Source organism: Kribbella kalugense (assembly GCF_004365875.1).
GTDB classification, from domain to species: domain Bacteria; phylum Actinomycetota; class Actinomycetes; order Propionibacteriales; family Kribbellaceae; genus Kribbella; species Kribbella kalugense.
In genome coordinates this window covers 919031-941613 of sequence record NZ_SODF01000003.1, presented here as the reverse complement: position 1 = coordinate 941613, position 22583 = coordinate 919031, and the positions used below count along the sequence as shown (strand labels likewise).

Here is a 22583-nt window from a genome sequence, read left to right as displayed (position 1 = left end):
CCGCCATCCTAGGCGATGGGACCTTTGTCCCATCGCGTGTTACGGTGATGAGATAAGAGTCCCATCACGTTGAGGAGCATTTCATGCAGGTATTCATTACCGGCGGTAGCGGGCTGATCGGGTCCGCGGTCGTTCGCGAACTGCTCGACAACGGTCATAGCGTGCTCGCACTCGCTCGCTCCGACTCGTCGGATGCTGCTCTCCGCGATGCCGGTGCGGCCACCGTCCGTGGAGGTCTCGCCGACCTGGACGCCGTTCGGTCTGGTGCCGCCAAGGCCGACGGTGTGATTCACCTTGCCTTCAGCAACGACTTCAGCAGTCCGGCCGCTCTGGCCCAGGGGATTGCCGAAGAAGGCGCCGCGCTCGCTGCCATGGGCGAGGAGTTCGTAGGCAGCGACCGACCACTCGTCACAGTTTCCGGTACGCCGTGGGTGCCGGGCCGAGCCTCGACCGAGGCCGACCCACTCCCGCTCGACGGGCCCGTCGGCGGCCGTGGTCGCTCCGTCATGGCCACCCTGGATCTTGCATCACGCGGTGTCCGCAGCGCCGCCGTACGCATGCCGCGGACCGTTCACAACAACGGCGACGGTGGGTTCGCCGGACTGCTGACCAGCATCGCGCGCCAGACCGGGGTGTCCGGTTACCCCGGTGACGGCAGCCAACGTTGGCCGGCGGTCCACGCGCTCGACGCCGCCGTACTCTTCCGGCTCGTACTCGAGAACGCGCCGGCCGGGACTGCCTGGCATGCGGTCGCCGATGATGGTGACGCCGTACGCGACCTGGCGACAGTCATCGGCCGTCGGCTGGGCCTTCCGGTCGAGGCTGTGCCGGACGAGACCTTCGGCCAGCTCGGTCCGATCTTCGCGACCGACCAGCCCTCGTCCAGCGCCCACACCCAGCAAACACTCAACTGGAAGCCCCAACACCCCAGTCTGCTCGAGGACCTCGAGAACATTCAGCTCTGAAGCCCGGCCCCGGTTACGGCCAGAGCGTAGATAGGCCGCCGGCCAGGAGTGCGAACGCCTGGTCGGCGGCTGCTGCGGCGGCCGGGTAGGCGTCGTCGGAGCGGGTGCCTGCGACGGCGCGCTCGTAGTTGGCGATGGAGAGGGTCCATTGGACCGAGACGATCTGGGCGGCGGCCAGGCGGGCGGGCAGTTCGGCGGTGTCGGCTGTCTCCCGCAGGGCCGCCGCCAGTTGCGTCTCGGCAGACTCGTTGAACTGCAGCATCCGGGCCATCAGTGGAGTGGTGGATCGAAGCAGGCGGTACAGGCTGAGCTGTTCCGGTCCGTCCGTCAGGCCGGTGGCTGGATCGCGCCTGCGAAGGGCGTCCAGGTAGTGCTCGTGTAAAGCGGCCAGTGGCGACTGGCCGGCCGGGCGACCGCGGACCACCCTCGCGGGCTCGTCCTCGTGGTCGGCGAACCGGTGGACGACGAGGTCCTCCTTGGTGGGGAAGTACGCGAACAGCGTCCGCCGCGAGACATCCGCGGCCTCCGCGACCTGGGTGATCGAGACCTGGTCGAACCCGTGCTCGATGAACAGCGAGATCGCCGCCGCCGAGATCGCCGCCCGGGTCTGCACCTTCTTCCGCTCACGCAAGGACACGGCGCAACCTTAGCACTCAGTGCTATCTTGCACTTAGTCTACTTTTGCACTGAGGGGAACTCTCATGGACGTAGTGATCGCGGGTGCAGGTCCGACCGGACTGATGCTGGCCTACGAACTGGCGCTCGCCGGGGTCGACGTGACAGTCGTCGAGCGGCTGGATGCGCGGATCGAGCAGGTCAAGGGCGGCGCTCTGCAGGCGCGAACGGCGGAGGTGCTGGAGCTGCGCGGGCTGCTCGGCCCGATCGAGGCGCGGGAGCTGCCGCGCGAGCCGGTCGGCGGGCACTTCGCCGGACTCCCGGTGCCGCTCGACGCGACACCGTGGAACAGCCGCCACCCGTACCCGATCTCGGTACCGCAGTGGATCGTCGAAGAAGAGCTGGAACGCGCCGCGGTCGCGCGCGGCGCTCGCGTCGTCTGGGGTGCGGAGGTCACCGCGATCGCGCAGGACGACGAGGGCGTCACGGTGACAGCCGGCGGTACGACGTTGCGCGCGAAGTACTTCGTCGCCTGCGACGGCGGGCACAGTACTGTCCGCAAGCTGCTCGACGCCCCGTTCCCCGGACGACCCGGGACGTTCCGCGCGGTCCTCACCGACGTACGGCTGTCATCGGTGTCCGATCAGGTCCCGACGGTCCTCGGTCACTTCAGCACGCTGACGAAGTACGGCGACGAGTACTGGGGCATGCTCGTGCCGGTCGGCGACGGGAAGTACCGGTTCACCTTCGGTCGGGAAGGGGTCGCTACCCCGGACGAGACGCAGACCGCGCTCACTTCCTTGTACGGCGAGGAGACGCGGCTCGCGGAGGTACTCAACTCGTCCGAGTTCGGCGACGCGACCCGGCAACTGGAGTCCTATCGATACGGGCGGATCTTCTTCGCCGGGGACGCGGCGCACATCCACCCGCCGTTCGGCGGGCAGGGCCTCAACCTCGGCGTACAGGACGCGTTCAATCTGGGCTGGAAGCTCGCGGCCGCCGTGCATGGCGCGGCCGATCTGCTCGATACCTACCAGGCCGAGCGGCACCCACCGGCGGCTCGCGTGCTGCGGCATACCGCGGCGCAGCGTGTTCTGGCCCTGCCGGGGGCCGGTGAGGACATCGGTGACCTGCGCGAGCTCGTCACCGACCTCGTGCGATTGCCGGACGCCAACAGGTACCTGGCCGGCATGATGTCGGGGCTGGATGCGCCCGGCCGGATCCCCGATCTCGAACTGGTCGCCGAAGACGGTCCGACTTGGTTGTCGGAGCTGTTGCATTCGGGACGCGGTCTGCTTCTCGACTTCGGCGACCGCGACTGGCCGGATGGCTGGGCCGATCGCGTGGACGTCGTACGCGTCAAGCCTGACGGGGAGCACGAAGCGTTGCTGATTCGCCCGGATGGACTGGTGTGCTGGTCGGGGGAAGGGTCCGTCGTTGACGCGCTGACGCAGTGGTTCGGCGACACGCGCGTCTCACGTTGAGACTAATCTTGACTCATTCCAGAAAACGCGGAAGACTGCGGAACGTGCCGACGGTGGGTGAACTTCAGGAGTTGTTGCGTGAGGTTTCCCTGCGCGTGACGAGACCGCGGGTGGCCGTGCTGGCCGCGGTGTACGGGTATCCGCACGCGGACACCGACTCGATTATCGGTGCCGTGCGCAACGAATTGCCGGACGTGTCGCACCAGGCCGTGTACGACTCGCTGCACACCCTGACGGCGGCGGGGCTGGTGCGCCGGATTCAGCCGTTGGGATCGGTCGCGCGGTACGAGTCGCGGGTGGGTGACAACCATCATCACGCGGTCTGCCGGTCCTGCGGTGCCATCGCCGACGTCGACTGTGCGGTCGGGCACGCGCCTTGCCTGACCGCGTCCGAGGACCACGGGTTCGTCATCGACGAGGCCGAGGTCATCTATTGGGGGCTGTGCGCCGACTGCTCACGCCGTACCTGATCTTGTCTTGAAAAAGTCCAGTCCTGGAAGGAATCTGATGTCCGAGAAGCATGAGCCGCTACCCGGTGAAGGCAGCGAGGAGAGCCGCGGCCAAGAGGAAGCGCAGGCGTCCGGCGGTTGCCCTGTTGACCACGGTCAGGGTGCGCACCCGACCAGCGGGAACGCGAACCGCGGCTGGTGGCCGAACCAGCTGAACCTGAAGATCCTGGCCAAGAACCCGGCCGTGGCGAACCCGCTGGGCGAGTCGTTCGACTACGCCGCGGCGTTCAAGACCCTCGACCTGGCCGCCGTGAAGGCGGACATCGCCGAGGTGCTCACCACCTCGCAGGACTGGTGGCCGGCCGACTTCGGGAACTACGGCCCGCTGATGATCCGGATGGCGTGGCACAGCGCCGGCACCTACCGGATCAGCGACGGTCGTGGCGGCGCCGGTGCGGGCCAGCAGCGGTTCGCCCCGCTGAACAGCTGGCCGGACAACGCGAACCTGGACAAGGCGCGCCGGCTGCTCTGGCCGGTGAAGAAGAAGTACGGCCAGAAGATCTCCTGGGCCGACCTGCTGATCCTGACCGGCAACGTCGCGCTCGAGACGATGGGCTTCAAGACCTTCGGGTACGCCGGTGGCCGCGCGGACGTGTGGGAGCCGGAGGACGACGTCTACTGGGGCCCCGAGACCACGTGGCTGGACGACGAGCGCTACACCGGTGACCGTGAGCTGGAGCAGCCGCTCGGTGCGGTCCAGATGGGCCTGATCTACGTGAACCCGGAAGGCCCGAACGGCAACCCGGACCCGGTCGCCTCGGCCCGCGACATCCGCGAGACGTTCGGCCGGATGGCGATGAACGACGAGGAGACCGTCGCGCTGATCGCCGGTGGGCACACCTTCGGCAAGACGCATGGTGCGGCCGACCCGGAGCAGTACGTCGGCGCCGAGCCGGAGGGTGCGCCGATGGACCACCAGGGTCTGGGCTGGCGCAACACGTACAACACCGGCCACGGCCCGGACGCGATCACCAGCGGTCTGGAGGTCACCTGGACCACCACGCCGGCCAAGTGGGGCAACGACTTCTTCAACCTGCTGTTCGGCTACGAGTGGGAGTTGACGAAGAGCCCGGCCGGTGCGAACCAGTGGGTCGCCAAGGACGCCGAGGAGATCATTCCGAACGCGTTCGACCCGGCCAAGAAGCAGAAGCCGACCATGCTGACGACGGACCTGGCGCTGCGGTTCGACCCGATCTACGAGCCGATCTCGCGCCGGTTCAAGGACAACCCGGACGAGTTCGCGGACGCGTTCGCGCGGGCCTGGTACAAGCTGACGCACCGCGACATGGGTCCGGTCGTCCGCTACCTCGGCCCGGAGGTCCCGAGCGAGGTGCTGATCTGGCAGGACCCGCTGCCGGCCGTCGACCACGAGCTGATCGGCGACGCCGACGTGACCGCGCTGAAGGCGGCGATCGCGGCCTCCGGGCTGTCGGTCTCGCAGCTGGTCTCGACCGCGTGGGCGTCGGCTTCGACGTTCCGCGGTAGCGACAAGCGCGGTGGCGCCAACGGTGCCCGCATCCGCCTGCAGCCGCAGGCCGGCTGGGAGGTCAACAACCCCGACGAGCTGGCGCAGGTACTGCGGACTCTCGAAGGCATCCAGCAGTCGTTCGGGAAGCCGGTCTCGCTGGCCGACCTGATCGTGCTCGCCGGTGGTGTCGGTGTGGAGATCGCGGCGAAGAACGCCGGCCACGATGTCGTCGTACCGTTCACGCCTGGTCGGGTGGACGCTTCGGCGGAGCAGACGGACGCCGACTCGTTCGCGGCGCTCGAGCCTGTTGCGGACGGGTTCCGTAACTACTACGGCAAGGGCAACCGGCTTCCGGCCGAGTACCTCCTGCTCGACCGGGCGAACCTGCTCACCCTGAGCGCGCCGGAGCTGACTGTCCTGGTCGGCGGCCTGCGGGTCCTGGGTGCGAACTACGACGGTTCGAAGTACGGCGTACTGACCGAGAACGCGGGCACGCTCACGAACGACTTCTTCGTGAACCTGCTCGACCTCGGCACCGAATGGCACGCGACCGACGACAGCCAGGAAACGTTCGAAGGCTCCGTCAACGGCGAGTCCAAGTGGACCGGCACCCGCGCCGACCTGGTCTTCGGCTCGAACTCCGAACTCCGCGCCGTCGCCGAGGTCTACGCCAGCGACGACGCCCAGCAGAAGTTCGTCACCGACTTCGCAGCCGCCTGGCACAAAGTCATGGAACTAGACCGCTTCGACCTCCGCTGACGCAAACACAACCGAGGCCGGCTCCTTCTGATTCCAGAGGGAGCCGGCCTTGCTGCCTGTGGATAAGTGGGGGTCCAGGCGGTAGTGGCGTCGTAGAGTCGGGGGGTGGCTACTGATGGTTCTGGGGTTCGGTCGGTTGAGGACGTACGGCGGGATGTTGCGGGGGTACTGAACCGGTTCCGGCGTGGGCGGACGATGCCGTTCAGCTTCGGCGACGGCGGGGTGCCGGAGGCGGTGCTGCTGACGTATGACCAGTTCGAGGATCTTGGCGGGGAGTCGAAGTTCGAGCGCCGTCCTGGCGTGGTCACGGCGGAGACCGTGGACGCGGAGCTCGTGGCGATGGTGGCTGCGATCCGGGCCGGGTCGTTCGCGCCGGTGATCTGGGGTGACGATGGCGTGCCGGAGGCCGTCATCATGTCGACCTCGCAGTACCGCCAACTGCGCGGCGACGACGAGCCGCCGCCCGGGACGGTGGAGGATCCGACCCGTCGTGTCTACGCCACGGAACCGCTCCCGACCAGCCGTCCGATGACCGTCGACGAATTCGCCGAGCTGATGGGGCCGGAGACTCAACGGATCCTCGATGAGATCCGTCAGGAAGACGACAGCTCGCATTGAGCCCCACTGGCGGCTACGAGCTAATCATCGGCGATGGGTTCGCGATGGACTTCCGGCGGCTCACGGCGGCGGCAGCGCGAAACCCGGGCGGACCGGACGACTACGTCCGCCGACAGGTCCTTCGTGAAATGGAGCGGCTCGCGGGTGGGACGTCGGATGGGCGCCATGCGCTGGGATACGAATCTGGGAAGGGTGATCTGCGGGACTGCGTCACTGCTTATCTGCAGTCCGATCCGCAAGAGAAGGCGGACCATCGGCTGGTGTTTCGAGAGATGCCGCCTGCAGAGCCCGGCGGGCCCCCTCGGCGGGAGTTGTTGGCGGTTAAGCCGCGGCAAGGTGCCGGCAATATCTATGAGCACACGTGTGCGCGGCTCAATCGGAACCTTCATGACCGGCAGCCGGGTTTGAATGCGTTCGGTGATCGGATGCCCAGCCTCAGGCAGAACCAGGCTCAGCGGCAGGCTGAGCTTGATGCCAACCGTGCGATCGCGCATGCCTTTCCCGGTCAGGTGCCGTTGGCAACGTCTCGGCCGTTGGCGGCGTCCGATTTCGGGGGCCGCCGTGGAGACTCGCCACCGCGCGAGGGCCGCGGCCTCGACCGATGACGGCGGCTGACGGACACGGGCTGTGATCTGCTTGTTCGGGGGTTGTTGACGTGACAGGCTGGGTGGGTTTGTTGGTCGGGCGAAGGGGTCTGTCATGCGGTTTCATCATGAGCGGGAGTCGTTGGGGGACCTGACGTTCAGTGACGTGTTCCTGGTGCCGAACCGGTCGAGGGTTGCGTCGCGGTTGGATGTGGATCTTTCGACCGCGGACGGAAGCGGTACGTCGATCCCGGTGGTTGCGGCGAACATGACGGCCGTTTCGGGACGGCGGATGGCCGAGACGATTGCTCGCTGTGGTGGGCTGGCCGTGATTCCGCAGGACATTCCGGTGGACGTGGTCGCCGACGTAGTTGCCTGGGTCAAGCAGCGGGATCCGGTGCACGACACCGCGCTGACGCTGCCCCCGACGGGCACGGTGGGTGAGGCCCTGAACCTGCTGCCGAAACGGAACCACGGCGCGGTTGTGGTGGTCGACCACGGCCGGCCGGTCGGCGTCGTGACCGAGGCTGACTGTTCTGGCGTCGATCGGTTCACCCAGCTCGAGAGCATCATGTCCCGCGAGTTGCTGACGTTGCCGAAGGGGATCGACCCGGAGACGGCGTTCAACCAGTTGCATGACGGCCGGCACCGGCTGGCGCCTGTGGTGGATGCGGATGAGCAGATCGTCGGCATCATGACCCGGCAGCGTGCGCTCCGCGCGACGCTGTACGACCCGGCCCTCGACGCGAACGGCAAGCTTCGGGTCGCCGCGGCGATCGGGATCAACGGTGATGCCGAGCAGAAGGCGAAGGCGTTGCTCGACGTCGGTATCGACGTACTCGTCATCGACACCGCGCACGGTCATCAGGAGCGCATGCTCGAGGTCGTCGAACGGGTCCGAGCCCTGAACCCGAAGGTGCCGATCGTGGCCGGCAACGTCGTCACTGCCGAGGGCGTCAGCGACCTGGTCGCGGCCGGTGCGGACATCGTGAAGGTCGGCGTCGGTCCAGGTGCGATGTGTACGACGCGGATGCAGACGGCCGTCGGTCGTCCACAGTTCTCGGCCGTGCTCGAGTGCGCGACCCGGGCGCGTGAGCTCGGCAAGCACGTTTGGGCGGATGGCGGCGTACGGCATCCGCGCGATGTCGCGCTCGCGTTGGCCGCCGGCGCATCGAGCGTGATGATCGGGTCCTGGTTCGCCGGCACGTACGAGTCGCCGGGCGATCCGCACCGCGACAGCCAGGGCCGGATCTACAAGGAGAGCTTCGGGATGGCGTCGGCGCGGGCGGTCCGGTCGCGGACCGCCGACGACTCACCGTTCCAGCGAGCCCGGAAGAGCATCTTCGAGGAGGGCATCTCGACCGCGCGGATGTACCTCGACCCGGAGCACCCGAGCGTCGAGGACGTCCTGGACTCGATCGTGTCCGGAGTCCGGAGTTCCTGCACGTACGTCGGTGCCGCGAACCTGGCCGAATTCCACGACCGGGCCGTGGTCGGGCTCCAGACCGCCGCCGGTTATGCCGAGGGGAAGCCGCTCGACACCAGTTGGTAGCTGTGATCGCCCTCACCCCCGGGATGAGGTTGAGGGCACAACAAGATCATGCCGGGAGCGATGGTCACGGTCGGCGATCGGTGGCACCGTGTAGTCAAACGGGGGGAGGAAAGGACACCGACCATCCGTCGGGGGGTCGACGATCTCGCAGGGGGTGTGGGATCGATCGACGCGGGGGGCTCACAAGCGCCGGTGTCCTGATCGTGGTCGCGGGTGGTAGAGGAGAGTTCGGCCGAGGCTTGGGAGGGCGACTCGGGAGCTCACACTCACCACCCGCGACTGCCGTTCACCACATGATTCACTCACGGTACTTGGCAAGTCGCGGGGTACGGCGGCATAGTCGAGTGATTGATACCGCAGGGGTGTGTGTGGGGAGCCGGCTGAATGGCGGGAGACAGAACGGTCCCGCTGCGGGTTGACGCGGAGACCGCGATCATCCTGCGCGAGGCGTACCACAAGATCGAGGCGTTGTTCCGATCCGATCACTACGGCCTGTACGACTATGTCCGGGTCGTGGCCGGCAAGATCGCCCGGGTCGACGCGTTCGTCGTCGGGTTCCTGCAGGGCAGCAGCAGGGTGCGCTACCCCTACGGGTACGACGACGGCCGGTATGTGAACCCGGATACCCACATCTTCGGGCCGAACGGGCAGACCGCCTGGCTGCTCAAGCACCGCCAGACCTACCGGTTCGCCTACGACAACGGGTTCACCTTGCACGGCGGCGTACCTGTGGGTGATCTGGCGCGGCGGTCCGAGGACGCGGTGACCGTGCCGATCTTCCGGCCGACCAAGGACGGGCCGGATCAGCTGTTCGGAATGTTGTCGATGCAGAGCTACGAGCCCAAGTCGTACGACGACAACGCGGTCCGCGCGTTCGAGTGGTTGTGCTCGGTCGTGGAGCGGGTCCTCACCCGGGAAGGCGAGGACCGGGAGGCGTTGCGCCGGCTGCCCGCCGGGGACGTCGGGCCGAATCTGCTGACGTCCGACCACGTGATGGAGTACCTGACCCATCGGGTCGCGTCGATCCGGGAGATCGCGGCCGAGGCGCTGAGCGAGCAGGACGTGAGTACCGCCGTACACACGCATCTCGAGCGGATCATCGACACCACCGAGCACATCCAGTCCGAGCTGATCGAGATGATGATGGAGACCGACGAGGGCCCGGAGCGCCGGTTCACCAGTCTCACCAAGGCTCAGCAGGCCGTCGCCGTACTCCTCGCCGACGGCCTCGACAACGACCAGCTGGCCGCGGAGCTCGGCATCAGCCTGAACACGGTCAAGACCCACCTGAGCGCGATCCTCCGCAAATACGACCTCCGCAGCCGCGCCCAGGTAGCCGACGACGTCCGGAAATACCTGGCTCGCTAGTAGGAGCGGGCGACGAAGGCGGTCAGGTCGTCTTCGTCTTCCGAGGCGGGGAGGGTGCCGTCTGGGCGTTGTAGGCAGCGGACTGTGATGCCGGCTGTTGCCAGGCGGTCCTCGCCGGTCTCGCCGACGGCGTCGTACGGCAGGCTGGCCCAGCCCGCGGCGGCCGCCTCGACGGCGTCGTCGACGGTCGAGACCGTGGTGATGCGTGCCGTTTGGCGTGCTGTCGCTTGCTCCAGCAGGTGCGCCTGATCGGAGTCCATCGCCGCGACGGCGGTCGACGTGAGGTCCGCGAGGTTGACCGCGGTCTTGGTCGAGCGCAGACGGCGTACGACGGTTGCCGCGTTGGCAGCCAGGTCGCGCGGACCGAGCTCGATGCGGACCGGGATGCCCTTGAGCTCCCAGTTGACCGCCCGTCGGCCGAACGGCTGGTCGGTGCGGTCGTCGACTGTGACCCGCAGCCCGGCGGCCTCGAGGTCGTCGGCGATCCGTCGGGCAGCAGCGACCGTCTCGTCCTTGATGGCGAGTACGACGACCTGCACCGGAGCGACCGCGGGCGGGACCCGGAGTCCGTCGTCGTCGCCGTGCACCATGATCACGCCGCCGACCATCCGGGTGGTGCTGCCCCAGGAGGTCGTCCAGGCGAGCTCACGTTGCCCGTTGCTCGACAGGTAGTCGATGTCGAAGGCGCGGGCGAAGTTCTGCCCGAGCTCGTGCGCCGTACCCATTTGCAGGGCCTTGCCGTCGCCCGTCATCGCTTCGAGGGTCATCGTGTTGATCGCGCCGGCGAACCGCTCCCGCCGGGTCTTGCGGCCGACGACGACCGGGATCGCCAGCACGTTGACCATCACGTCGCGATAGACGTCGTACAAGATCTTCGTGGCGAAGGCGCGGGCGTCGTCGAAGGTGGCGTGCGCGGTGTGGCCTTCCTGCCAAAGGAATTCTGTGGTGCGCAGGAAGAGGCGGGGCCGCAGCTCCCAGCGGACCGCGTTGGCCCATTGGTTGAGGAGGAGCGGGAGATCGCGGTAGCTCTGGATCCACTTGCCCATGTACTCGCCGATCATGGTTTCCGACGTCGGGCGGATCACGGCGGGCTCCTCGAGTTGCTTGCCGCCGGCATGCGTTACGACGGCGAGCTCGGGGCTGAAGCCTTCTACGTGCTCGGCTTCACGCTGGAGGTAGCTCTCGGGGATCAGGAGGGGGAAGTACGCGTTTTCCGCACCGGTTGCTTTGATCTTGCGATTCATTGCCTCCTGCAACAGTTCCCAGATCCCGTACCCGTACGGTCGTACGACCATGGTCCCGCGCACGGGCCCGTTGTCGGCGAGCTCGGCTTTGGCAATCACATCCTGGAACCATCGGGGGTAGTCCGTGGCTTGCGCGGCAAGCACGGAACGGGTTGTAGTCATAGGCGTCAGTGTAGGAAGGCGATGAGGTGGCGGCTACGCATTTCTTCAGCAGAACAAGCAGCTCCCGGCGCCCTAGCGGGCACCGGGAGCTGCGAAAGAGAGTGCGGGTCAGCCAGGCGTGTGGTTTGGTTACAGGGAAGCCAGGGCGTCGTTCCACGTCTTTGACGGGCGCATGATTGCGGCCGCCTTCGCTGGGTCTGGTTGGTAGTAGCCGCCTAGGTCGGCTGGGCTGCCTTGGACTGCGATCAGTTCGGCGATGATGGTTTGTTCGTTGGCGGCCAGGGTTTCGGCGAGGGGGGCGATTGCCTTGGCGAGGTCGGCGTCGTCGGTTTGCTTGGCCAGCTCCTGGGCCCAGTAGAGGGACAGGTAGAAGTGGCTGCCGCGGTTGTCGATGCCGCCGACGCGACGGGTCGGGGACTTGTCCTCGTTCAGGAATGTCGCGGTTGCCCGGTCCAGCGTGTCGGCCAGGATCTGCGCCCGTGCGTTGCCCGTCGCTTGAGCCAGGTGCTCGAAGCTCGCGGCCAGCGCGAAGAATTCACCCAGGCTGTCCCAGCGCAGGTAGTTCTCCTTGACCAGCTGCTGCACGTGCTTCGGCGCCGAACCACCCGCGCCGGTCTCGAACAGACCGCCGCCGGCCATCAGCGGGACGATCGACAGCATCTTCGCGCTGGTGCCGAGCTCGAGGATCGGGAACAGGTCGGTCAGGTAGTCACGCAGTACGTTGCCGGTCACCGAGATCGTGTTCTCGCCGCGCCGGATCCGCTCCAGCGACAGCTTGATCGCGTCCACCGGCTCGAGGATCCGGATGTCCAGGCCCTCGGTGTCGTGGTCGAACAGGTACTTCTGCACCTTGGCGATGATCTGCGCGTCGTGCGCGCGGGTCTCGTCCAGCCAGAACACCGTCGGGTCGCCGGTGGCGCGGGCCCGGTTGACGGCCAGCTTGACCCAGTCCTGGACCGCCGCGTCCTTGGTCTGGCAGGCGCGGAAGATGTCGCCGGCCGAGACCGCCTGCTCGAGGACGACGTCGCCGGCCTGGTTCACCAGCCGGACGGAGCCGGTGGTCTGGATCTCGAACGTCTTGTCGTGCGAGCCGTACTCCTCGGCCTTCTGCGCCATCAGGCCGACGTTCGGCACCGAGCCCATCGTGGCCGGGTCGAACGCGCCGTTCGCGCGGCAGTCGTCGAGCACCGCCTGGTAGATCCCGGAGTAGCTGTGGTCCGGCAGTACGGCGAGAGTGTCGTGCTCCCCGCCGTCCGGTCCCCACATGTGGCCCGACGTACGGATCATGGCCGGCATCGACGCGTCCACGATCACGTCCGACGGGACGTGCAGGTTGGTGATGCCCTTGTCCGAGTCGACCATCGCGAGCTTCGGGCCGTCGGCCAGCTCGGCGTCGAAGGAGGCCTTGATCTCGGCGCCCTCTGGCAAGGTCGCGATGCCGTGCAGGATGCCGCCGAGGCCGTCGTTCGGGGTCAGGCCGGCCTTCGCCAGTACGTCGCCGTACTGCGCGAACGTGTTCGGGAAGAAGGCCCGGACGACGTGGCCGAAGATGATCGGGTCGGAGACCTTCATCATGGTGGCCTTCAGGTGTACCGAGAACAGCACGTCGTCGGCCTTCGCCTGGGCGATCTGCGCGGTCAGGAACTCGCGCAGCGCGGCGACGTGCAGGACCGACGCGTCGACGATCTCACCGGCCAGCACCGGGATCGACTCGCGCAGCACCGTGGTGGTGCCGTCGTCGCCGACCAGCTCGATCCGCAGTACGTCGTCGGCCTCGAGCACGGCCGACTTCTCGGTGGCGCGGAAGTCGTCGGTGTCCATGGTCGCGACGTTGGTCTTGGAGTCGGCCGACCAGGCGCCCATCCGGTGCGGGTGCGTCTTGGCGTAGTTCTTCACCGAGGCGGGGGCGCGGCGGTCGGAGTTGCCCTCGCGCAGTACCGGGTTGACCGCGGAGCCCTTGGTCTTGTCGTAGCGGGACTGGATCTCCCGCTCCTCGTCGGTCTTCGGCTCGTCCGGGTAGTCCGGCAGCGCGTAGCCCTGGGACTGCAGCTCGGCGATCGCGGCCTTCAGCTGCGGGATCGAGGCGGAGACGTTCGGCAGCTTGATGATGTTCGCCTCGGGCGTCTTGGCCAGCTCACCGAGCTCGGTCAGCGCGTCCGCGATCCGCTGCTCTTCCTTCAGGTACTCACCGAAGAGGGCGATGATCCGGCCCGCGAGTGAGATGTCCCGGGTCTCCACGCCGACACCGGCCTGGCCGGCGTACGCCTGGACGACAGGGAGGAACGAGTACGTGGCGAGCGCCGGAGCCTCGTCGGTGTGGGTGTAGATGATCGTCGAGTCAGTCACAGCCCCCACCCTAATAGGCTGTCCAGTCGCATCCCGTGCCGCGTGGGCAGGGTCACGCTCCGTCGAGGTCGTCGGGATGGGCCAGGGTGATGCCGGTCGCGACGGTGACGGCGCTGGTGAAGGCCAATGTGTCGATCGGGGACGAGGCGGCGACGGTCGCGCCGGCCAGCGAGCTCAGTCCCTTCGCGCCGTCCCAGGTGCAGTCCACGAACACCGCCTTGGCCGCCTTCACCTGGGAGAACTCCACCCCGGACAGATCGCAGCGCCGGAACACCGACCCGGTCAGGTCGGCGGAGACGAAGTCCGCGTTCTGCAGCCGGCAGTCGGCGAACTCGACCTTCAGGAACTTCGCGAACCGGAACGATCCGAAGTCGAGCACGGTGTCCCGGATCGTCGCGTGCTGGAAACTCGCCCCCGAGGCGGCGAACCCGATCATCCGGGACGCCGTGATCGCGACCCGGGTCAGCGCCGCGTCGGACCAGCGGGCGTTCGCGAGATCGCACTGGGCCAGCTCGGTGTCGACCAGGATCAGCTTCTCCAGATCGGAGCCGGCCAGCTTGCACCGGGTCAGCCGGCACCCGCTGATCTCGAGGTGCTCGGCCTCCAGATCGCTCAGATCCACGTCCTCCAGCGCGAGATCGAGCAACCGCTCCTCGTCGTCGATGTCATCCACCGACGGCGACGCAGACTCGAGCTGGGCGCGCAGACGCGGTACGGCGATCTTCATGAGCTGCACGGTATCGGCAGCCGCCGACAGGTCAGTGGGAGCGGAGGTAGTGGGCGGCGGCGCCGATCAGGGCGGAGTGCTCGGTGTCCTTGGTGGCGGCGACGGGGATGTCGAAGACCGTGGTGACCAGGTCGAACGCGCCGGAGATAGAGCCGCCGAGGACTGTTTTCGTTACGCCGAAGCGGTCCAACCAAGGCTCGAGGGCCGCGGCCAGGTCGGTGAACGACGCCGTCAGGACCTCCTGCGCAGCCGTGTCGCCGGCCCGGGCCTGGTCCGCGATCTCCTTCACTCCGGGCGCTTCAGTCCCGGTCTGCTCGGCGTACCGGCGGAGGATCGCCCGCGCGGAGATCGAGTCCTCCAACGGCTTCCCGGCGTACGACGTCTTGTAGAGCTCACCGCCCGGCGGCACGGTGTCGCCCTCGCGGACCACCCGTCCGTCGGCGAGGAACGCCGTACCGATGCCGGTGCCGATCGTGACGCCGACGCAGCGCTCGACCCCGCGGACCTCGCCCGCCGTCCACTCTCCGACCGTGAACGCCTCCGCGTCGTTCATGAACAGGAGCCGGTCGATCCCGAGCTCGGCACCCAACGCGGCGCCGAGGTTGAAGCCGTACAGCTGGTCGAACTTGCCCTGCCCGCGGTACCAGGCCACGCCGGTGGCGAAGTCGAACGGCCCGGGCAGCGCTATCGCCAGACCGCTTGCCAGCGGCAACTTCCGGGCCGCGTCCGCGAGCTGCTCGACCACCGCCGCGGCCGGCTCCTGGGACTCGAGTTTCGCCCGGTCCACCTCGGTCACGTCCCAACTGCCGGGAGCCACCACGGCCGCCGTGACGTGACTCCCCCCGATCTCCAGCACCGCTACGTCCATCCGCACATCATCGCAGCACGTCAGTACCGCTCCTTGAACACCTGCTTCCCGGCAGCGTCGTACATGGTGATGTAGATCGGGTCGGTGTTCCCGGTCAGGATGTTGGCGGTGTACACGCGGTGCACCCAGAAGCCGTCCTTGATCGTGGCGTCCGCGTGTTGGCCGAGCCCCGAGAACGCGATCCGGGTGACTCCCTCCGGCACCCGGCCCGCGTAGCTGTACCGGACGCCGTAGCCGCCGGTCTGGGAGTTCCGGTCGACCGGAGTGTCGCCGTACGCCATGCTCCAGTACCGCTGGATCTGGTACGGGCGCGTGACGATGCCGACGTTGATCAGCGTCGCACCGAATCCACCCAGGGCCTGGCCCCGGATCGGTACGCCGGCCACGCAGTACGCGTACTGCGATCCGTCCGGCGAGCGCCGTACCGTCATCGAGCCATCGGGGTCGGTCACCTCGACGACCTTGTCGGTCCAGCTACCGACCACCTGCCGGCGCCACGCGTCGTCGTTCGCGGTCCGGAAGAAGTCATCGGACTTCGCGCACAGATCGGTGATCGCGGCCGGCCGAGGGACTGTCGCCGGCTGCGGCGCGGTCCGGGTGGGACTGAGGTGGCCTATCAGCAGGACCGCGACCACCGCAGTTGCCGCAGTCGCGGCGGACATCACGGCTCGGCGGACCCGCGTCCGGTGTCGTCCGGTGGCAACCAGTGCCGCCGCGTCGGGCGTGAACGTGGTCGGGCGCTCGACGGCCTGGTCCATCAGGGTCTTTAGTTCAGTAGTCATCTCAGCCCCTCACAACCAGATCGGACAGCTCGGCGAGGGCGGGATGAGTTCGTAGCTTCTCCAGAGCACGCAGCGTCTGGCTCTTCACCGTCCCGGGCCGGCAGTCGAGGGCGATCGCGGTCTCCTCGACGGACAGCTCGTCGAAGTACCGCAGTACGACGCAGGCCCGCTGCCGGGGTGGCAAGGTGGCGAGCGCCTTGATGATCACGATCCGGTCCTCGAGCAGGGCGAGTGGGTCGGAGCGGTCGGTCTCGTTGGCGAAGTACTCGTCGCCACCGACGACCTCCTGGCTGGACTTCCGGCGGAGTGCGTCCAGCGTGGTCGAGACCACGACCTTCCGTGCGTAGGCGCCGATCGCGCCCTTGCGCTGGATCCGGCTCCAGATCCGGTACATCCGGATCAGGGCTTCCTGGGTCGCGTCCTCGGCTCGGCGCCAGTCTCCGCACAGTAAGTAAGCGGTCCGGCACAGAGCGTTGGCCTGGTGCGTGACGAACTCGACGTAGTCCTGCTCGGTCTCAGGTCTCACCCGATGCACTCCCCAGTCATGCCGAGTCAAACGTGGTGGGAACGTCCACAGGTTGCACCACGGAGGGAACCAGTCTGCGGTCTTGTCCGTAGAGTGACTGGAGCGAGGGGACTGGCATGCCGACGGAGAGCAGGACGACGTCCGTGGTCGCGGCGCTGAGCGTCGCGGTGGCGGTAGTCGGTCATGCGCTCGTCGGGGGCGGGTCCGTTCCGCTTGGCGTCGTACCTCCGCTGGCGGCGTTGGCCGGGGTCTGCTGGCTACTGGGGGAGTACCTGGCCGGCGAGCGGTTGCTGACGGCACTCGTGCTGGCGGCGGTGCAGTTGTTCGTGCACGTGACGTTGGACTCCGCCAGCATGCATGACGGTATGGCGATGTCGCCGGGCATCGGCGGCAGCCTGATGATGACCGCCGCGCACCTGAGCGTGTTGCTGGCAGGTGTCCTCGCGGTCAGTCGCGCGCATCGGTGGGTCTATCGGGTCCAGAAGGTGTTCGCCCGGCTGCTTCCCCAGCTGCCGGTACTGCGTCCTGTCCCGGTGCGGACCTCCGTCGTACCGGCGCCGTCGTCCCCGCCGCGGCTGGTCCGGTCGTGGCTCGACTCGAACGTGTCGCGCCGTGGACCTCCCGGCGTACGAGTGATCCCAGCTGTCTGAACCGGCGCCCACGGCGCCGGATTACTCGTATGCCTTGAAAGGTTCTCTCATGCCCAGGAGATTCATACTGCGCGCCGCCGCGATCGTCGCGGCGTCCGCGCTGGTGGTGATCGGCGCCGCGAGCTCGGCGTCGGCCCACGTCACGGTGTCGTCGCCGGACGCCAAGCCCGGCGGGTACGCCAAGCTGGTGTTCCGCGTGCCGACCGAGTCCGACAACACCAGCACCACCAAGCTGGTCGTCTCGCTGCCCACGGACCACCCGTTCGCGTCGGTAGCTGCGCAGCCGAAGGACGGTTGGAAGCTGGAGAAGAAGGAGGAGAAGCTGCCGGCGACGGTCAAGGTCGGCGACGTCACGCTGACCAAGGCGATCACCACGGTCACCTGGACCGCGACCGCGGGCGGCATTCCACCGAACGACTTCGACGAGTTCTCGTTGTCGGTCGGCAGGCTGCCGGACAACGTGGATTCGTTGAGCTTCCCGGCGGTCCAGACGTACAGCGACGGCGAGGTGGTGAAGTGGGCCGACGTCGCCAAGGACGGCGCGGCCGAGCCCGAACACCCGGCGCCGACGCTGAAGCTGGCTGCCGCGATCACACCGGTCGCGGCCACGACGTCCGAGGGGACCACCGACTCGCTGGCGCGGTGGCTCGGCGGTGGCGGTCTGCTGGTCGGCCTGATCGGTCTGGCCTTCGGGCTGCGGCCGCGTCGCACCGCTATGGCTCCCGTGGAGAATAAGTAGTCGTGCGGAGATTGATCGCAATTTTGGTGGCGTCGCTGTTCACGCTGGTGGTTTCCACCGGCGTGGCGGCGGCGCACGCCAAACTCGAGTCGATGACGCCGGTGGACGGTTCGTCGATGGCCGCGCCCCCGACGAAGGTGATCCTGACCTTCAACGAGCCGATCGGGTCCAACGGCACCCAGGTGCAGGTGAAGGCGCCGAGCGGTACGAACGTCGCGAACGGTGACGTCCAGGTCGTCGACAACACGGTCACCCAGCCGGTCGGCGCGATGATCGAGGCCGGGAAGTACACGATCGAGGCTCGGGTCGTCTCGGCCGACGGTCACCCGATCACGATCACCGGGTCCTTCACGGTCACCCATGCCGGCCACCCCGCGACCGGTCCGGCCGGCACCCCGGCGGCGGCGCAGGACAGCAACTCCAACGTCGTCACGATCGTGGCGATGTGCCTGGTGATGCTGGTGGTGGTGGCGCTCGCGATCGTCATCGTCCGCCGCCGTCCGGCCTCATGACTCGTACCCGTTGGATCATCCCGGGAATGGTTGCCGCCGGCATCGTTGTGATGGTGCTGGCGCTGTTCGCCGGCGGCGGGGCTCCGAAGCGGGCGCCGGCCGGACTGCTCGGCGCCGGGCTCGGTGTGTCCTGGGCGGTTCCGGTACTGCGGATCGTCGCCGACGGGGCCGCAGTCGTGACGGGTGGGGCGGTGCTCGCCGTCGTACTGTTCCTTCCGGCGCCTGAGGGCAAGCTCGGTGCCACGGCTCTGCGGGCCTGTCAGGATGCGGCGATGGCCGCGGGGATCTGGGCGGTGGCGAGTATCGGCGGACTGATCGCGACCGCGACCGTCATCCTCGGCATCCCGCTCTCACACCTGGCCGAGCACGCGACGCCGGCCGGCCAGCTCACCCAGGTGCGTGCACTTGCGGCGGCGGTCGTGCTGAGCGCAGTACTCGCCGTTGTGCTCAGCGGGGTCAAGACTCGGCGCGGAGCCCGCGTGGCAGGCGTACTCACGATCGCTGCCCTGATCGGACCGCTGTTGACCGGTCATGGCGCCATCGATCGCACGAATCTCTGGTCCGTCCTCGCGACTACGTCACTGGTCGTGCATGTCGTCGCGGCGACGGTTTGGGTGGGCGGTCTTGGCGCCGTACTGCGGTATGCGCGGTCGCGTCAGTCCGTCGAACTGTTCAGCATGCTCGCCCTGGTCTGCGCGGCGACGATGGGGATCACCGGACTGCTCACCGCCGAGATCCACCTCGACGGCCGCGACGGCGGCTGGGGTCTGATCACGCAATGGGTGACAACCGGGTACGGCGCTCTGGTGCTCGGGAAGACGCTGGCGTTCGCGACCTTGGTCTTCATCGGCCGGCAGCACCGTCAGAGCACGCTTCCACGGCTGGCGACCGGCGATCCGGTCGCGTTCCGGCAACTCGCCGTACTCGAACTGCTGGTGATGGCCGGCACGATCGGCCTCGCGGTTGCCCTGTCGCGCACACCCTGACGGACTCGATGACATGTCATCAGATGTCCGTACACTAGATAGATGACGGATCCGCGGTGGCTCGACGAGCGTGAGGCGCGACTCTGGCAGTCGTACCGCGACACGCACCTGGAGCTGATGCGCGCGCTCGAGGCGCGAATGATCAGCAATTCGGGCCTTTCCGGCGCCGACTACTCCCTCCTGCACCCGCTGTCCGAGGCGGAGGACGGCGTACTCCGCACCCGCGATCTCGGCCGCTCCGTCGGCTGGGAACGCAGCCGCCTGTCCCACCAGGTCAGCCGGATGGAGAAACGCGGCCTGGTCTGCCGCGAAGAATGCACCGACGACGCCCGCGGCTCGATGGTCCGCCTGACCCCCCTCGGTCGCAAAGCCATCGAATCCGCCGCCCCCGACCACGTCGACGCGGTCCGCACCTACTTCTTCAACCGCCTGTCTCCTGACGAGCAGGCTCAGCTGACCACCCTCTTGGACCGCATCGCCGCAGACCTCCCCGACACCTGCGCCACCCCAGACTGCGACGACTAGATGCGGTGACACGCCGTCACGGAGAGCGATAGGCAGGTACGCCGGAAAGAATGATGGCGTCTTGTTCGGATGCGCGCTGGATTTGACAATCGTTTTCACTAAGGTGAGGATGTGGCGCGTGGTCGAGGCGTTGGGTAGGCGTGGGTTCCTAGGGGTGGCCGGCGCTGTCGGGCTGGCCGTGGCGACTGGGTGTGGGACGGATGGGGGTGTGGCCGCGCAGCCCAAGCAGGGTGGGCGGTTGCGGGCCGTGTACGCCGGTGGTGGGGCGAAGGAAGTGATCGACCCGCACGTGCAGAGCCTGTTCGTGGATATCGCGCGGCACAAGGCGATCTACGAGAAGCTCGTTGAGCTCGGGCCGGATCTGAAGCCGGTGCCGCGGCTGGCGTCGAAGTGGGAGCACGACGGTACGGCGACGACCTGGCGGTTCTCGTTGCGGGACGCAACCTTTCATGACGGCGCCCGGCTGGTCCCGGAGGACGTGCTGTTCAGCCTCGCCCGGATCGTGGATCCCGCCGTACCGGAGCGGGTCGCGCAGTCGTCGCTCGCGACGCTGGATCTCAAGCGGAGCAGGGCGATCAACGCGACCACGGTCGAGCTGGTGCTGACCGCGCCGAACGCGGAGTTCCCCGCGCTGCTCGCCGGAATCGGCACGCAGATCGTCCGGAATGGGTTCAAGGATCCGGACAAACCCGTTGGCACCGGTGCGTTTCGGTCCGTCTCCTTCGAGGCGGGTCGCTCGATGGTGGCGTCGCGGTACGACGACTATTGGGATGAGCCTGCTCGGATCGAGGAGTTGCAGATCCTGTCGGCCGAGTCCGAGGCTCGGGCGAACGCAGTACAGGGTGGGCAAGCGGAGTACGCCAATGACATGACCGCGACGTTTGCACGGACGGCCGGGCAGAGTGTTCGGGTGGTCGCGGCGAAGGCCAGCACGATGCAGGCGTTCGTGATGAAGGTCGATCAGGCGCCGTTCGACAACCCCGACGTGCGGCTCGCGTTCAAGCTGCTCGCAGACCGGCAGCGGTTGGTGGACGTCGTACTCGCGGGACGTGGTGAGGTCGGGAACGACCTTTTTGGTAAGGGATATCAGTACTATCCGACCGACCTGCCGGCTCGTGAGCGAGATGTCGATCGGGCGAAGTCGTTGCTGACCAAGGCCGGGCTGGTGGGAAGGGAGGTCGAGATCTTCACCGCGGACGCGTCGGCTGGGTTCGTCGAGGCGGCGACGTTGTTCGCGGAGCAGGTCGGGGAGGCGGGGGTGCGGTTGAAGGTGACGACCGGGAGTCCGCAGACGTACGCGAAGGACCTGCTGACGAAGGGTGCTATTGGCAACCATCGGTCCGGCGCGATGCCGATCCCGCAGTACATCACCGATCGGTTGCTGTCGCAGTCGCCGTTCAACGTGACGCATTGGCGGCGGCCGGCGTTCGACGCGGGGTTCGCGGCGGCGCGGGCGGTGACGTCCGAGAGCGAGCGATCCGAGCGGTACGGCGTACTGCAGAAGACGTTGCGGGACGAGGGCGGGATCCTTGCCTGGGGACTGCCCGACTACCTGGTCGCGGTGTCGGCCAAGGTGCAGGGGGTGCAGGCGGTGCCGCCGAACACGTTGGACCAGGGCCGGTTCGACAAGGTGTGGCTGGCCTGAATGCGGTCGTACGCCGTCCAGCGGGCGCTGCTCGCGGTCGTCCAGCTGGCTGTGCTCTCAGTGCTCGTATTCGTGCTGACGTCGTTGCTGCCGGGTGATGCGGCCGAGTTGCGGTTCACCGAGACGCTGACGCCGGATCAGGTCGCGCGGTTGCGGGGTGAGCTCGGGCTGGATCAGCCGGCGCCGGAGCGATTCGTGCACTGGCTGGGGAACGTGCTGAGGGGCGACCTGGGTACGTCGCTGATCAGCGGGGGACCGGTGGTCGACATCGTGCGGAACTCGATCGGCGCGACGTTGGTGCTCACTGTGGCGACGCTCGCTGTGGTGGTGCCGCTGGCCGTTGCCCTGGGCATCGTGATGGGCACTCGTGAGAACGGCCGGATCGATCGCGTGATCACGTCGATCACGCTGGCGTTGTCAGCGATCCCGGACTTCGTGATCGCGGTCGTGCTGGTCGCGATCTTCTCGCTGCGGCTCGGTTGGCTGCCCGCGACCTGGGTCGGCGGCAACCTTCTGGCCAGCCCGGCGTTGTTGGTCCTGCCGGTTGCTGTCCTGTTCGGGCGGACGGTCTGCCTGCTGTCCCGCCAGGTCCGAGCCGGCACCATCAACGCTCTTCATGCGGAGTACGTCGTCCAGGCGCGCCGGCTCGGGATCCCTCGAAGACAGCTTCTCCTCCGTCACGTCCTCCCGAACGCCGCCGTACCAGGAGTCCAGGAGCTGGCCCGCACGGGCGACACGCTCCTCGGCGGAGTCCTCGTAGTAGAAGCCATCTTCGCCATCCCCGGCTTCGCAACAGCTCTCGTCGACGGAGTAGAGACCCGCGATATCACTGCAGTACAAGGCCTGACCCTCGTCCTCGCGGTTGCCGCGCTGCTGATCAACCTGGCCGCGGACCTCGTCTGCAACCGGCTTGTCCCGCGAACGGCCCTCCTCCGATGACCTGCGACGA

The 22583-nt window shown here is 67.7% G+C and carries 22 protein-coding genes; 14 read left to right on the top strand and 8 right to left on the bottom strand.

Annotation, left to right across the window (positions count from 1 at the left end; translation table 11 throughout):
• Positions 1-83: 83 nt before the first annotated feature.
• Positions 84-965, top strand: coding sequence for an SDR family oxidoreductase (locus EV650_RS35900; protein WP_134123594.1), 882 nt, complete (start codon positions 84-86; stop codon positions 963-965).
• 13 nt (positions 966-978) lie between these two features.
• Here EV650_RS35900 and EV650_RS35895 read toward each other — a convergent pair whose 3' ends face one another.
• A complete protein-coding gene (locus tag EV650_RS35895) occupies positions 979-1602 on the bottom strand; it encodes a TetR/AcrR family transcriptional regulator (protein ID WP_134123593.1) in 624 nt (207 codons plus the stop codon).
• Between the two features lie 64 nt (positions 1603-1666).
• On the opposite strand from EV650_RS35895, the gene EV650_RS35890 reads away from it, so the two are divergent.
• The 4 genes from EV650_RS35890 (at position 1667) to EV650_RS35875 (ending at position 6418) form a co-directional block, all read left to right on the top strand.
• The gene (locus EV650_RS35890; RefSeq protein WP_134123592.1) at positions 1667-3064 is read left to right on the top strand and encodes an FAD-dependent monooxygenase; all 1398 of its coding nucleotides are present in this window, start codon (positions 1667-1669) and stop codon (positions 3062-3064) included.
• Between the two features lie 53 nt (positions 3065-3117).
• A complete protein-coding gene (locus EV650_RS35885; protein ID WP_439648830.1) occupies positions 3118-3534 on the top strand; it encodes a Fur family transcriptional regulator in 417 nt (138 codons plus the stop codon).
• Positions 3535-3571: 37 nt separating this feature from the next.
• The gene (gene katG / locus EV650_RS35880) at positions 3572-5800 is read left to right on the top strand and encodes a catalase/peroxidase HPI (protein WP_134123590.1); all 2229 of its coding nucleotides are present in this window, start codon (positions 3572-3574) and stop codon (positions 5798-5800) included.
• A 105-nt stretch (positions 5801-5905) separates the two neighbouring features.
• Positions 5906-6418 carry a hypothetical protein gene (locus EV650_RS35875; RefSeq protein WP_134123589.1) on the top strand — a complete coding sequence of 171 codons (513 nt, stop codon included), beginning with the start codon at positions 5906-5908 and terminating at the stop codon, positions 6416-6418.
• 20 nt (positions 6419-6438) lie between these two features.
• On the opposite strand, the gene EV650_RS35870 is transcribed toward EV650_RS35875, so the two are convergent.
• A complete protein-coding gene (locus EV650_RS35870) occupies positions 6439-6912 on the bottom strand; it encodes a hypothetical protein (RefSeq protein WP_134123588.1) in 474 nt (157 codons plus the stop codon).
• Between the two features lie 205 nt (positions 6913-7117).
• On the opposite strand from EV650_RS35870, the gene EV650_RS35865 reads away from it, so the two are divergent.
• Together EV650_RS35865 and EV650_RS35860 are read left to right on the top strand one after the other, a co-directional pair.
• Positions 7118-8554 (top strand): GuaB1 family IMP dehydrogenase-related protein, encoded by a 1437-nt coding sequence (locus EV650_RS35865; RefSeq protein ID WP_134123587.1) that lies wholly within the window; start codon positions 7118-7120, stop codon positions 8552-8554.
• Between the two features lie 384 nt (positions 8555-8938).
• Positions 8939-9922 (top strand): helix-turn-helix transcriptional regulator, encoded by a 984-nt coding sequence (locus EV650_RS35860; RefSeq protein ID WP_134123586.1) that lies wholly within the window; start codon positions 8939-8941, stop codon positions 9920-9922.
• Here the strand turns inward: EV650_RS35860 and proS are convergent.
• The 6 genes from proS to EV650_RS40565 all read right to left on the bottom strand — a co-directional run bounded on the left by proS (position 9919) and on the right by EV650_RS40565 (position 16577).
• Positions 9919-11328 (bottom strand): proline--tRNA ligase, encoded by a 1410-nt coding sequence (gene proS, locus EV650_RS35855; protein WP_134123585.1) that lies wholly within the window; start codon positions 11326-11328, stop codon positions 9919-9921. The genes EV650_RS35860 and proS overlap by 4 nt on opposite strands.
• 129 nt (positions 11329-11457) lie before the next feature.
• Positions 11458-13674 (bottom strand): NADP-dependent isocitrate dehydrogenase, encoded by a 2217-nt coding sequence (locus EV650_RS35850; RefSeq protein ID WP_134123584.1) that lies wholly within the window; start codon positions 13672-13674, stop codon positions 11458-11460.
• A gap of 52 nt (positions 13675-13726) precedes the next feature.
• Positions 13727-14401, bottom strand: a complete 675-nt coding sequence (locus tag EV650_RS35845; protein ID WP_134123583.1) for a pentapeptide repeat-containing protein — start codon at positions 14399-14401, stop codon at positions 13727-13729.
• A gap of 31 nt (positions 14402-14432) precedes the next feature.
• Positions 14433-15269, bottom strand: coding sequence for an ROK family protein (locus EV650_RS35840; RefSeq protein ID WP_134123582.1), 837 nt, complete (start codon positions 15267-15269; stop codon positions 14433-14435).
• 20 nt (positions 15270-15289) lie between these two features.
• Complete coding sequence (locus tag EV650_RS35835; RefSeq protein WP_134123581.1) at positions 15290-16051, bottom strand: hypothetical protein; 762 nt, start codon at positions 16049-16051, stop codon at positions 15290-15292.
• A 1-nt stretch (position 16052) separates the two neighbouring features.
• The gene (locus EV650_RS40565; protein WP_166678391.1) at positions 16053-16577 is read right to left on the bottom strand and encodes a SigE family RNA polymerase sigma factor; all 525 of its coding nucleotides are present in this window, start codon (positions 16575-16577) and stop codon (positions 16053-16055) included.
• A 116-nt stretch (positions 16578-16693) separates the two neighbouring features.
• On the opposite strand from EV650_RS40565, the gene EV650_RS40560 reads away from it, so the two are divergent.
• The 7 genes from EV650_RS40560 (at position 16694) to EV650_RS35800 (ending at position 22573) form a co-directional block, all read left to right on the top strand.
• A complete protein-coding gene (locus EV650_RS40560; RefSeq protein WP_166678390.1) occupies positions 16694-17227 on the top strand; it encodes a hypothetical protein in 534 nt (177 codons plus the stop codon).
• Positions 17228-17276: 49 nt separating this feature from the next.
• The gene (locus EV650_RS35825; protein WP_134123579.1) at positions 17277-17966 is read left to right on the top strand and encodes a YcnI family copper-binding membrane protein; all 690 of its coding nucleotides are present in this window, start codon (positions 17277-17279) and stop codon (positions 17964-17966) included.
• A 2-nt stretch (positions 17967-17968) separates the two neighbouring features.
• Positions 17969-18478: a copper resistance CopC family protein gene (locus tag EV650_RS35820; protein WP_238174694.1), complete on the top strand. Its 510-nt coding sequence runs from the start codon at positions 17969-17971 to the stop codon at positions 18476-18478.
• A complete protein-coding gene (locus tag EV650_RS35815; protein ID WP_238174693.1) occupies positions 18475-19464 on the top strand; it encodes a CopD family protein in 990 nt (329 codons plus the stop codon). The genes EV650_RS35820 and EV650_RS35815 overlap by 4 nt, the downstream gene beginning before the upstream one ends.
• Positions 19465-19506: 42 nt before the next feature.
• Positions 19507-19989 carry a MarR family winged helix-turn-helix transcriptional regulator gene (locus EV650_RS35810; protein WP_134123578.1) on the top strand — a complete coding sequence of 161 codons (483 nt, stop codon included), beginning with the start codon at positions 19507-19509 and terminating at the stop codon, positions 19987-19989.
• A gap of 208 nt (positions 19990-20197) precedes the next feature.
• Positions 20198-21634 (top strand): ABC transporter substrate-binding protein, encoded by a 1437-nt coding sequence (locus EV650_RS35805; RefSeq protein WP_238174692.1) that lies wholly within the window; start codon positions 20198-20200, stop codon positions 21632-21634.
• Positions 21635-22573: an ABC transporter permease gene (locus EV650_RS35800; protein WP_134123576.1), complete on the top strand. Its 939-nt coding sequence runs from the start codon at positions 21635-21637 to the stop codon at positions 22571-22573.
• The last annotated feature ends 10 nt before the right edge of the window (positions 22574-22583 follow it).

Excerpts from the sequence above, each read along its gene's own strand:
- EV650_RS35900 (WP_134123594.1), top strand. The coding sequence starts at position 84 with ATGCAGGTATTCATTACCGGCGGTAGCGGGCTGATCGGGTCCGCGGTC.
- EV650_RS35890 (WP_134123592.1), top strand. The coding sequence starts at position 1,667 with ATGGACGTAGTGATCGCGGGTGCAGGTCCGACCGGACTGATGCTGGCC.
- katG (WP_134123590.1), top strand. The coding sequence starts at position 3,572 with ATGTCCGAGAAGCATGAGCCGCTACCCGGTGAAGGCAGCGAGGAGAGC.
- EV650_RS35870 (WP_134123588.1), bottom strand. The coding sequence starts at position 6,912 with ATGCGCGATCGCACGGTTGGCATCAAGCTCAGCCTGCCGCTGAGCCTG.
- EV650_RS35865 (WP_134123587.1), top strand. The coding sequence starts at position 7,118 with ATGCGGTTTCATCATGAGCGGGAGTCGTTGGGGGACCTGACGTTCAGT.
- EV650_RS35860 (WP_134123586.1), top strand. The coding sequence starts at position 8,939 with ATGGCGGGAGACAGAACGGTCCCGCTGCGGGTTGACGCGGAGACCGCG.
- proS (WP_134123585.1), bottom strand. The coding sequence starts at position 11,328 with ATGACTACAACCCGTTCCGTGCTTGCCGCGCAAGCCACGGACTACCCC.
- EV650_RS35845 (WP_134123583.1), bottom strand. The coding sequence starts at position 14,401 with ATGAAGATCGCCGTACCGCGTCTGCGCGCCCAGCTCGAGTCTGCGTCG.
- EV650_RS35840 (WP_134123582.1), bottom strand. The coding sequence starts at position 15,269 with ATGGACGTAGCGGTGCTGGAGATCGGGGGGAGTCACGTCACGGCGGCC.
- EV650_RS35835 (WP_134123581.1), bottom strand. The coding sequence starts at position 16,051 with ATGACTACTGAACTAAAGACCCTGATGGACCAGGCCGTCGAGCGCCCG.
- EV650_RS40560 (WP_166678390.1), top strand. The coding sequence starts at position 16,694 with ATGCCGACGGAGAGCAGGACGACGTCCGTGGTCGCGGCGCTGAGCGTC.
- EV650_RS35825 (WP_134123579.1), top strand. The coding sequence starts at position 17,277 with ATGCCCAGGAGATTCATACTGCGCGCCGCCGCGATCGTCGCGGCGTCC.
- EV650_RS35815 (WP_238174693.1), top strand. The coding sequence starts at position 18,475 with ATGACTCGTACCCGTTGGATCATCCCGGGAATGGTTGCCGCCGGCATC.
- EV650_RS35810 (WP_134123578.1), top strand. The coding sequence starts at position 19,507 with ATGACGGATCCGCGGTGGCTCGACGAGCGTGAGGCGCGACTCTGGCAG.
- EV650_RS35800 (WP_134123576.1), top strand. The coding sequence starts at position 21,635 with ATGCGGTCGTACGCCGTCCAGCGGGCGCTGCTCGCGGTCGTCCAGCTG.